The organism is Streptacidiphilus neutrinimicus, from assembly GCF_000787815.1.
GTDB lineage: Bacteria > Actinomycetota > Actinomycetes > Streptomycetales > Streptomycetaceae > Streptacidiphilus > Streptacidiphilus neutrinimicus.
Genome location: NZ_BBPO01000010.1, coordinates 51,194 through 58,522, shown reverse-complemented (window position 1 = coordinate 58,522; position 7,329 = coordinate 51,194). Strand labels below are relative to the sequence as shown.

The following is a 7,329-nucleotide window of genomic DNA, read 5'->3' as shown; positions in this document are numbered from 1 at the left end:
CGTCCGGATCACCGCCGCGATGTGGCGGCTGTGCCCCCAGACGCTCGCCGACACCGAGCTCTGCATGTCCGAACTGGTCGGCAACGCCGTCCGCCACACGCCCAGCCGCCGCCTCCACTGCCGCCTGTGGAGCGCGCGCGGCCTCCTCTTCGTCGAGGTCGACGACGAGGACGGCGACGACATCCCCCAGGTCGAGCAGCCCGGCGAGGACGACGAGTGCGGCCGGGGCATGCTCCTGATCGACACCTTCGCCGCCGCCTGGGGCTCGCTCCCCCGCCCGGGCCTCGAGGGCAAGACCGTCTGGGCAGCCCTCCCGCTCCCGTAGCCGCAGGGGCGTCCGGGCAGGACCGCCCGCGCCTCCCACCACGGCCGCGTCCGCCTTCCTCACCGCTCGGGAACCGGCAGCGGTCCTCACCGCTCGGGAACCGGCAGCGGCCGCTTCTGCAGCGCGGCGGCCATCACCTCGGGGAACAGGTCCGGTGTGCAGGCGAAGGCCGGCGCATCCAGGGCGGCCAGCGCCGCCGCGTGCTCACGGTCATAGGAGGGCGCGCCCTCGTCACTCAGCGCCAGCAGCGCGACGAACTCCACACCTGCCGACTTCATCGCCGCCACACGCTTGAGCATCTCGTCACGGATGCCGCCCTCGTACAGATCGCTGATCAAAACCACCACCGTGTCCGCCGGCCGAGAGATCTTCGACTGGCAGTAGGCCAGAGCCCGGTTGATGTCCGTCCCCCCGCCGAGCTGGACGCCGAAGAGCACGTCCACCGGGTCGGACAGCTCCTCGGTCAGATCGACCACGGACGTGTCGAAGACCACCAGCCGGGTGCGCAGCGACGGCATCGACGCCAGCACGGCCCCGAAGACGGACGAGTGGACGACCGAGGCCGCCATCGAACCGGACTGGTCGATGCAGAGGATCACCTCCTTCTTCAGCGCCTGCTGTGCCCGCGCGTAACCGACCAGCCGCTCCGGCACGACGGTGCGGTGCTCCGGGAGGTAGTTGCGCAGGTTGGCCCGGATGGTGCGATCCCAGTCGATGTCGCGGTGCCGCGGCCGGTTGGTCCGCGCGCTCCGGTCGAGCGCGCCCCCGACCACGGAGCGGGTCTTCGTGGCGATGCGTCGCTCCAGATCCGCGACCACCTTGCGCACGACAGCACGGGCCGTCTCGCGCGTGGTCTCCGGCAGTGCCTTGCCGAGCGATATCAGTGTTCCGACGAGGTGCACGTCGGGCTCGACCGCCTCCAGCATCTCCGGTTCCATCAGCAACCGGGTCAGTCCCAGACGTTCGATGGCGTCCTGCTGCATCACCTGCACGACGCTGCTCGGGAAGTAACCGCGGATGTCGCCCAGCCACCGCGCGACCTGCGGTGCCGACCCGCCGAGCCCGCCGCTGCGCGGGCCGCCCCCGCCCTCGGCACGGGGCGCGTACACCGCCGCCAACGTCCGGTCCATGGCCGCGTCGCGGCCGCTCAACGAGCAGCCCGTCCCGTCGGCCTCGCCCCCGAGCACGAGCCGCCAACGCCGAAGCCGTTCCTCACGGCCACCCTCGATGTCGGGGCTTCCGTACGTACAGGCTGCACCGGGCGTAGAGGCGGCTCCAGGCGTAGAGGCTGCTCCAGACGTAGAGGCTGCACCGGGCGTAGAGGCTGCACCGGGCGCTGTTGTGAGCCGGGCGGCTGTGGTCGAGGTCATCGAGGCCCTTCCTCTCCCTGGAGATGTCCGAGTATCAGATGCACGGTGGCCAGGGCCGGGGCGGCCTGCTCGATGTCCAGCTCGGCGGCGAAGCCGCGTGGCGCCTCGCCCGGCATGCCGCCGGGGGCGTCCCGGGCGCCCGCGCGGATCAGCTCGCCCACACCACGCCGGACACCGGCCTCCAGGCGGGAGAAGGTGCGCCGCAGCAGCGGCAGGACGTCCGGGAAGGCCGCTGCCGGGATCGCTGTGATCCACGCGTCGACGAGTTGCAGCAGACGCCGGTCGTGCACCAGCAGCACCCCGCTCCCTGCGAGGAACCCGTCGACCCATGCCGCGCCCTCGGCCGGCGGCACCCCGGGCGTCAGTGCCAGACCCAGGAGCCGCGCCGCCTCGTCGTCCGGGAGTCCGCCGTCGTCCAGCAGCAGTCGCGCAGCCCGCCCGCGCACCACGGCGGCCACCGCCTCCCGCGCGACCAGCGTCCGCAGACACGCCTCCCAGCGCGCCCGCACCCCGTCGGCGTCGACAGGAGCGACACGGCGGGCGGCGGAACCCACAACGCTCCGGTCTGTGGCGTCAGTCGGGTTCGTGACGTCCGTCCGGTCCGTGGCGTCAGTCGGGCCCGTGAGGTCCGTCGGGTCCGTGACATCCGTCGGGCCCGTGACATCCGTCGGGCCCGTGGCATCCGTCGGGTCCGAGGCGTCGGTGAGGTCGGTGAGTTCGGTGGGTTCGGTGACGTCCGTCAGGTCTGCGGCGACCTCAGCGTCGGCGAGGCCGCCTGTGTCCGCCGTTGCCGAGGCCAGAAGCCCGACCGCGGTGTGGGTGGCGGCGACGTGCTCGGCGAGGGCCTGCGCCGCCACCGGGTCCAGCGCGGTGGCGGCGGCCGGAAGGCCGATGCAGATGCGGGTCGCGAGCGAGCCCGCGAGCTCCGCGAGGAGCGCGGTGCCCGTCGCCCGGACGTCGCCGTAGCGCAGGGAGCGCACCAGGGCGGGCAGGGCCTCGGCGAGGTGGGCGACATCCGTGTCCAGCGCCGCCCGGTCGCCCAGGCAGCGCAGCACGACCGGCAGGGCTTCCGGCAACGCCGCCAGCAGGCAGCGCTCCGCCAGCGCGGTGACGTCCCCCAGCCGCTGGGCCTCGATGGCGCGCGCCGCCGTCCGCGCCGAGGCCGCGGCCTCGACCGTCGTGCCCCAGACGCCCGCCTCTGCCACCCGGACCGCCAACTCCGGCTCCCAGGCGAGCTCCCAGCTCTCGCGGAACGTTCCGGTCGAACGGGTCCTGGAGGCGGCGGGCACCGCCCAGTCGATGCCGAGCAGTGCCAGCCGGTGCAGCAGCCGGCTCCGCTCGGCGTCGAGCTGCTTGCGCAGATCCAGGTCGAGCGCCCGCACCCGTGCCTCGGGCCTGAGACGCAGCCTGCGTTGCAGCCGCGTCAGATCCCTTTGCAGCGGCACCGCGGGCGCCGCCTCGGGCACCTGGCCCAAGGCGTCGCCGACGACGAGCTTCTCCTCGATCAGACGCAACGGCACGTCCGAGCCGTCGCAGAGCACCGCCCGCGCCGCGTCGATCGTCTCCGTCAGCCCCGCCAACGGCCGCCCGCGCACGGCGGCCAGGGTTCCGGCGAGCCGAACCGCCTCGATGACGTGCGCCGAGGAGACCGGGTGGTCCTCCTCCCGCAGCAGCGCCGCCATCCTGGTGAACCACCGCTCGACGACATCGCGGCCCCTGGCCTCGAAGAGGTGCTGGTACCAGCCGGGCGAGGCGATGCCCGCGCCGTAGCCCGTGTGCTGGCCCAGACGCCGGTGCGTCCACGGAACCCAGGTGACCTCCACGGGGGCCTTGGGCAGCCCGCGCAGCAGGGCGTTGTCCGCTGCGACGGTCACTTTGGCCGCGAGCGCCGGCACGTGCCAGGCGCCGCAGACCACGGCGATGCGCTCGTGTCCGGCCCGTGCGGCCGCCCTGATCTGCTTGCGCATGTACGCCTCGCGGCGGGCGTCCTCCGGCGCCTCGGGCGCCTGCTCGCGGAGCACCGTCATGGCCTCCGCCAGCACCTGGAACGGAGCCAGTGCGTCCGGTGCGGCCCGCGCGGGCGCCGCTCCCGGCACGGCCCCCACGTCGGGCCCGACGTCCGAGCCCTCGCCGCCGGCCCGGAGCTCGTGGCCCACGTGCTCGACGACGTCGTCCCACCAGCGCTCCGCGTCCTCCTGCCCCGCTGCCCGGGCGAGTTCGGCGATCGGATCGAACCGGTGAGCGTTCTCCGGCTCACCCGCACCGCCATCGTCGCCGCCGCCACCGTCGACGCCCCCGCTGCTGCTCTCCCCGCCGTCGCTGGTGACGGGGACCGCCTCGGCGGTGTCCTCGGCTCGGGCCGGCTCGTCCCTCGGCTCGTCCCGCGTCGCGGCGTGGGCGGCGAGCGCGAAGGTGTGTGCGGCCGGCAGGTCGATGAAGCGCACCGGCACCTCCGCGTCCAGCGCGTAGCGCAGCGCGACCCACTCCGGCGAGAAGGCCGCGAAGGGCCAGAACGCCGCCCGCGAGGGCTCGTCCACGACGTGGGCGAGGAGGGCGACCGGCGGCGCCATCTCCTTGCTCGCCGCCAGCGGCAGCAGGGCGTCCGCCTCCGGCGGCCCCTCGATCAGCACCGCGTCGGGCCGGAACTGGGCGAGCGCGGCGCCCACGGCCCGCGCCGAACCAGGCCCGTGATGCCGCACCCCCAGCAGCGCGACCGTCGTTCCCCGTGTTGTTCCGTGAGTCGAGGCCACAGCAGCCATCCCCCTTCCTCGGTCTCCCCCGGATTGCTCAGAGCGCGGACGCGTCGCGGCAGGAGCGGTAGAAGTCCTTCCAGTCCGCGCGCTCGCGCACGACGGACTCCAGGTACTCCTGCCAGACCAGCCGGTCCGTCGCCGGATCACGCACGACCGCACCCAACAGACCTGCCGCCACGTCCGCCGCGCGCAGCTGCCCGTCGCCGAAGTGCGCGGCCAGGGCCAGCCCGTTGGTGACGACGGAGATCGCCTCGGCCGTCGAGAGCGTGCCGGACGGGGACTTGAGCTTGGTCCGCCCGTCGGCCGTGACGCCGTCGCGCAACTCCCGGAAGACCGTCACCACACGCTGGATCTCCGTCAGCGCGCTGGGCAGCTCGGGCAGATCGAGCGAGCGTCCCAGCTCCGAGACCCGACGGGCGACGATGGCCACCTCGTCGTCCATGCTCGCCGGGAGCGGCAGCACCACGGTGTTGAACCGGCGGCGCAGCGCCGAGGAGAGCTCGTTGACGCCGCGGTCGCGGTCGTTGGCCGTGGCGATCAGGTTGAAGCCGCGGACGGCCTGCACCTCCTCCCCCAACTCCGGTATGGGCAGGGTCTTCTCGGAGAGGATGGTGATCAGCGTGTCCTGCACGTCGGCCGGGATGCGGGTCAGCTCCTCGACCCGCGCGGTCTTCCCCTCGGCCATGGCCCGCAGCACGGGACTCGACACCAGGGCCTCCCGGCTGGGCCCCTCGGAGAGCAGCCGGGCATAGTTCCAGCCGTACCGGATCGCCTCCTCCGGTGTGCCGGCCGTTCCCTGCACGAGCAGGGTCGAGTCCCCGCTGACCGCGGCGGCGAGGTGCTCGGACACCCACGTCTTGGCCGTTCCCGGCACGCCGAGGAGCAGCAGCGCGCGATCCGTGGCCAGCGTCGTGACGGCGACCTCGACGATCCGGCGCGGACCCACGTACTTGGGCGTGACGACCGTGCCGTCCGGCAGCGTGCCGCCGAGCAGGTAGGTGGCCACCGCCCACGGGGAGAGCAGCCAGCGCTCGGGGCGCGGCCGGTCGTCCGCCGCGGCGAGCGCCGCGAGCTCGGCCGCGTACGCCGTCTCGGCATGCGGCCGCAGCACCGCGGGAGCCGCGCCCGAGAGCGGTGACAGGGGTGTTGACAGGGACGTGGACATACGTCTCCTCAAGAGAGAGGCACCAGGGCGTCAGAAGGAAGGAACGCAGGTCAAAGGCATCGGATGGGCGTCCTCGACGTGAAGCGCCGCCTGCGAGAACCACTCTGCACCCTGGGTCTGACAATCGGGCGCGCCTGTGGACAACCCCCGCCCGGCAGCCGCCCGCGTTGTCAGTGGGGAGCCCTAACGTCGAAGGCATGAACGATCGCTGGAGTACCGATCACGTTCTCTCCCTCGCGCCTGACGCCCCCTCACAGAAGGCCGGGTCCAAGCTCGCCAAGCCGGAGCCCTGGTCCGGCACGGGAGCGAGCCAGGAGGCCGTCTGGGGCGCCTGCAAAGGCAGCGGATCGCGCCCCTACCAGACGGTCGTCGCCCTCGACGGGCCCGCCTACCGGTGCTCCTGCCCGAGCCGGAAGTTCCCCTGCAAGCACGCGCTGGGGCTGCTGCTCCTCTGGTCCGCCGACACGCTGACCGGGGCCGACGTGCCCGAGTGGGCCGAGTCCTGGCTCGCCGGGCGCCGCAGACGCGCGGAGCGTGCGGACCTCGCCGCAGCGCCCGCCGCCGGGGGCTCAGGGGCCACCGGGGACGGGTCAGGACGCGGCGAGGGCGCGTCCCCGGCCGCCGCGGCCCCGCGTGACGAGGCGGCGGCAGCGGCCAGGCGCCGACGGCGCGAGGCTCGGGTCGCCGCCGGCGCGGACGAGCTGCTGGCCCGCCTCGCCGACCAGCTGCGCGACGGTCTCGCCGAGGCCCCGTCCCGCGGCTACGCCTTCTGGGACGGCGTCGCGGCGCGCATGGTCGACGCGCAGGCGCCCGGATTCGCCTCCCGTGCCCGGGATCTGGGCGCCCTCCCCGCCTCTGGGCCGCAGTGGCCCGCGCGGCTGCTCGAGGAGTACTCGCTGCTCCACCTGCTCGCCATCGGCTACCAGCGCCACGACGCGCTGCCCGAGCCGCTGGCCGCCACCGTGCGCTCCCGCGTCGGCTTCACCGTCGACAACGCCGACGTGCTCCGTGCCGGCCCGTTGATCCGCGACCACTGGCTGGTCCTCGGTTCACGCGACAGCTCCGACGACCGCCTGACGACGCGTCGCCTCTGGCTGCGCGGCACCCGGTCGGGTCGGGACGCGCTGCTGCTCTCCTTCGGCCGGCCGGGCACGGCCCCGGAGCTCTCCCTGCCGACCGGCCTGGTGCTGGACGCCGAGCTCGCCTTCCATCCCGCGGCTCCGGCGCTGCGCGCCGCGCTCGGCGCCCGCCACGCCGCCCCCTCCGCACCCGCAACGCCTCGTCCACAGGGCACATCGATCGAAGCCGCCCTCGGCTCGTACGCGACGGCCCTGGGCGACGACCCGTGGCTGGATGCCTGGCCCGCCGTCATCGCCGAGGCCACGCCGGTCCCGACGGACCACGGTTGGCAGCTCGTCGACGCCACAGGCGCGGTACCCCTGTTCACTCCTTCCCCCTGGCGTCTGCTGGCAGCTTCGACGGGTCGCCCGGTCACGGTGTTCGGCGAGTGCGGCCACCGCGGCTTCCACGCCGTCACGTGCTGGACGGAGAACGGGCCGCTGATTCTGTGACCGCCGCGTGCCCGGCGCCGCCGCTCCGCCTACGCCCCGCCGGGCGCCCTCCGGGCTGCGCACCGGCCCGTTCACGCCCGGGCTCCGGCGTCGCAGCGGACGGCTCCGGCCTTGGCCGAACGTCCCCCGCTCCTCCCCGTCCGAC

The 7,329-nt window shown here is 74.2% G+C and carries 5 protein-coding genes; 2 read left to right on the top strand and 3 right to left on the bottom strand.

Translation table 11 applies throughout. The annotated features are described in order from the left end of the window. A partial coding sequence (locus TR48_RS09470) for an ATP-binding protein (RefSeq protein ID WP_152627871.1) occupies positions 1 to 325 on the top strand: 325 nt, incomplete at its 5' end. A gap of 86 nt (positions 326 to 411) precedes the next feature. Here TR48_RS09470 and TR48_RS09465 read toward each other — a convergent pair. From TR48_RS09465 to TR48_RS09455, 3 genes are read right to left on the bottom strand one after another with little or no spacing between them, the layout of a single operon-like run. Beyond that, positions 412 to 1,695, bottom strand: a complete 1,284-nt coding sequence (locus TR48_RS09465) for a vWA domain-containing protein (RefSeq protein WP_084729090.1) — start codon at positions 1,693 to 1,695, stop codon at positions 412 to 414. After that, entirely contained in the window at positions 1,692 to 4,454 is a 2,763-nt protein-coding gene (locus TR48_RS09460; RefSeq protein ID WP_042365524.1) for a DUF5682 family protein, read from the bottom strand. The genes TR48_RS09465 and TR48_RS09460 overlap by 4 nt, the downstream gene beginning before the upstream one ends. A 28-nt stretch (positions 4,455 to 4,482) precedes the next feature. Then, positions 4,483 to 5,613, bottom strand: coding sequence for an ATP-binding protein (locus TR48_RS09455; protein ID WP_042365523.1), 1,131 nt, complete (start codon positions 5,611 to 5,613; stop codon positions 4,483 to 4,485). A 197-nt stretch (positions 5,614 to 5,810) separates the two neighbouring features. Here TR48_RS09455 and TR48_RS09450 point away from each other — a divergent pair, with 197 nt between their 5' ends. Then, positions 5,811 to 7,184 (top strand): SWIM zinc finger family protein, encoded by a 1,374-nt coding sequence (locus TR48_RS09450; RefSeq protein ID WP_042365522.1) that lies wholly within the window; start codon positions 5,811 to 5,813, stop codon positions 7,182 to 7,184. Positions 7,185 to 7,329 lie beyond the last annotated feature (145 nt).